Annotated in this window: 3 protein-coding genes; all 3 read right to left on the reverse strand. The window is 67.8% G+C overall.

Annotated elements, in window-relative coordinates; translation table 11 throughout:
- Window positions 1-838: nucleoside-diphosphate sugar epimerase/dehydratase (locus AIIKEEIJ_RS13235; RefSeq protein WP_443217105.1), on the reverse strand; the 838-nt coding region annotated here is incomplete at its 3' end.
- 284 nt (window positions 839-1,122) lie between these two features.
- Window positions 1,123-2,979: a putative bifunctional diguanylate cyclase/phosphodiesterase gene (locus tag AIIKEEIJ_RS13240; RefSeq protein ID WP_029542170.1), complete on the reverse strand. Its 1,857-nt coding sequence runs from the start codon at window positions 2,977-2,979 to the stop codon at window positions 1,123-1,125.
- A gap of 45 nt (window positions 2,980-3,024) precedes the next feature.
- Window positions 3,025-3,213: hypothetical protein (locus AIIKEEIJ_RS33030; protein WP_238406341.1), on the reverse strand; the 189-nt coding region annotated here is incomplete at its 5' end.

A 3,213-nucleotide genomic window follows, 5' to 3' on the forward strand; every position in this document is an offset into this window, starting at 1 on the left:
CGAGGGCAATGGCCAGCAGCAACGGCGCCAGGAGCACCACGATCATCAGGGCGGCCACGCGGTCGAAGATGTTCTTCACCAACCACGCCGGGCCGGCGTAGCGCGGGGCACTGAGTTGGAGCAACGGCAGCCCGGCGAGCGGTGCCATGTGCAGGCGCGGCCCCACCAGGTCCATGAGAACCGGGGCCATGAGGAGATCGGCGCCCGTGTGCTCCAGATCCCAGCTGAGTCTGCGGGTCTTCGAGTGCGTCCAACCGCTCGACGGCAGCAGCGCCACCGCCTGGAATCCGTGCAGCTGAGTGATTCCGACGATGTCGTCCTCGGTCCCCAGCACCGGCACATCGTCGACGGCGAGGGGCAGCACCACTCCTGACGTCCTGGCGGGCAGGCAGATCCCGTCCACCTGCCAGCCCGCATCACGCAGTTCCCCCGCCCGGGCCAGCAGCTCGTGCACCTCGATCGAGTCACCCGCGACGAGCACCGACCGCACGAGGCGTCCCCGGCGGCGGCGCATGCGGACGAATCGCCGCAACAGCAGGCGGGCACCCAGCGTTGCAGCGCCGGCCAGGGGCAAGGCGCCGAAGATCCAGGACTGGCCGCTTGCCGTCCCCCACGCGTATCCGGCCCCCGCCAGGACCGCGATCGCAAGGACGTAGGCACGGCCGACACGCCGGAACTCCTCGACACCCGCCCCGAGAACCCTGGCATCCCATGCCTTTTGCACCGCCAGGGCGAGCACGGCAGCGAATGGTACGACCATCACGAGCGCGAGCGTCTTACCACTGGGCAACTCCCCCCGGTGGTAGCCGAAGGTGACGGCCAGGTCCGCAATCAGCACGCACAAGAGGTCGATGCAGAAGACAAGAATCGCATAGCGTCGTTCCCAGGCCGGCCGCGGCACGGCTTCCGGAGCACACAGCCCGGGCAGGCTCCGGACCACTCCTGTCCGGTCCCCGCCCCTTCGCTCCACGGACGAGCCTTCTGGGGCGTTTCCCGCCCCAGCGAAGGTTCTCGCCGTTTCCCGGTTTTGCATCAGGGCCCGCCCCATTTCGGAGTCGCACGACTCTCGGACCCCTAAAACATACTCGGAGATTGTTTCCCCGGCAATAACGGACTGGTAGTTCATTCGGGGAGCGAAGCCGGAAGTCTCCACGGGAGTTCGATCCTGCCGTGACGCAGCATCTCGACGATTTGCTCGGGCGGCTGGGGCCGGCTGAGGAGGAATCCTTGCGCGCGTCGACACCCGAGTTCCAGCAGCTTCATCGCCGCCGCCACGGACTCGAGCCCTTCGGCCACGACGTCCAGCCCGAACGCGGAGGCCAGCCCCATGATCGATTCGACGATGACGCGGTCGCTCTCGCTGCGCTGCAGATTGAGCACGAACGCCTTGTCGATCTTGAGTGTGTGGACCGGCAGAGACTTCAGGTGGGCGAGCGAGCTGTAGCCGGTGCCGAAGTCGTCGATCGCGCAGCACACACCCAGACGCTCGAGCCGGCGCAGTGTCTTGCGGGAGCGCTCCAGATCGCTGACGACCACGTACTCGGTGATCTCCAGACACAGGCACGAGCTGCCCAGGCCGAACTCCTCCAGCGTGCTCTCCACCGTCTCCACGAAGTCCAGGCTCACCAGCTGCACCGGCGAGACGTTCACGCTCATCTGCAGGTTCAACCCCGGAATCCGGCGCCGCCACTCGGCCAGCTGCCCGCACGCCGTCCGCAGCACCCAGCGCCCGAGTTCGCCCGCAAGGTTCGTCGACTCGGCCACCTCGATGAACTCGGCCGGCTGCAGCTTGCCCAGCACCGGGTGATTCCACCGCACCAGGGCCTCGACACCGAGAATGCTGCCGTCGCGCAGGTCGAATTCGGGTTGATATTCGAGGGTGAGGTGCTCGTCGTCGATCGACGTCCGCAGGCTCAGCTCGATGAGGTTGCGGCGTTCGCTCGCGCCCCGCATGTCGTCGGTGTACGCGACGACGCTGTTGCCGCCCTTGCTCTTGGCCATCAGCATCGCCTCGTCGACGCGCCCGAGCAACGCCACCGGAGTGATCCGTCCGGGCTCGCCTACGGCAACACCGAGGCTGCCGCCGCGACCGACGACCTGGCTGCCCAGCTGCACCGACATCCCGACCGCCCACCGCAGTGCCTCGGCGCGTTCCCGCGCCACCTCGAGCGACACCGCCCCGTCGAGCACGATGACGAACTCGTCACCGCCGAGGCGCGCCACCATGTCCTTCGGATCACACACCCGCGACAGCCGCTGCGCGGTGCGGCACAGGAACACGTCGACGGCCGCGTGACCGAGGAAGTCGTTGAGCGGCTTGAGGCGGTCCAGATCGAGGAACAGGACGGCGACCGGTCCCGGCTGCCCCCGCTTCAACCGCTCCTCGAGGTGTTCGAGGAGAGCCCGCCGGCTCGCCAGGCCGGTGAGGTCGTCGTGATAGGCGGCGTCGCGCAGGTCCTGTTCCGCGCGGACCCGGGCCTGCACCTGGGCCAGCAACGCCGCGATCATCATCAAGGTATTGATCTCGTCCTCGCTCCAGTCACGATCACCGGCCTTGATGAAGCCCAGGGTGCCGGTGGTGACGCTGCCGGAGATCAGCGGCACCGCCGCGACCGAGACCTCGGGCACTCCCGAACCCGCACGCACCCGGTCCGCGTATTCGGCACCCGACTGCGCCGGACGGCTGACCGCCGGTTCCTTCATGGTCTCGGTCATGGCGAAGATCGGGTCGGCGTCGCGGAAGTGCACCACGCCCAGAGGATCCGGGCTCGGCACGAACTCCCGCGGCGGCCACTCGGCGACGAGCACCGTCGCGTGGATGTCATGGTCGTTGTAGCGAAGGAAGCAGGTGTCGACCTCGAAGTGCTCGACGAGGTCCTGGAGCACCCTTTCGATCACCGAGTGATGAGACGCGGCGTCCGCCGGCATGAGGCGGGAAGCGACCCGGGTGACAATGTTCTCGAAGCTCTTCTCCGCCATCCCAAACCCCTTGTGAGCAGCACATCCGACGCGACCGTGGCCGCATCAGGGATGTCTTCGAACCCTATCCGAGCGGCGCGCACTGCGAACCCGTTCCGGCTTCGCCCGCGCCACCCGGAGCAGGAGGGCGAAGCGTCGTCCGATCGGTCTGTCGAACACGTCGTCGAACGTCGACTGCAGCTTTCCGAGAGCGCCGAACCGGGCCTCCGAGAGCCGGGTGAGGTCGGTGTCGTC

The sequence above is a fragment of the Rhodococcus sp. YH1 genome (assembly GCF_009939605.1).
Taxonomy (GTDB): domain Bacteria; phylum Actinomycetota; class Actinomycetes; order Mycobacteriales; family Mycobacteriaceae; genus Rhodococcus; species Rhodococcus aetherivorans.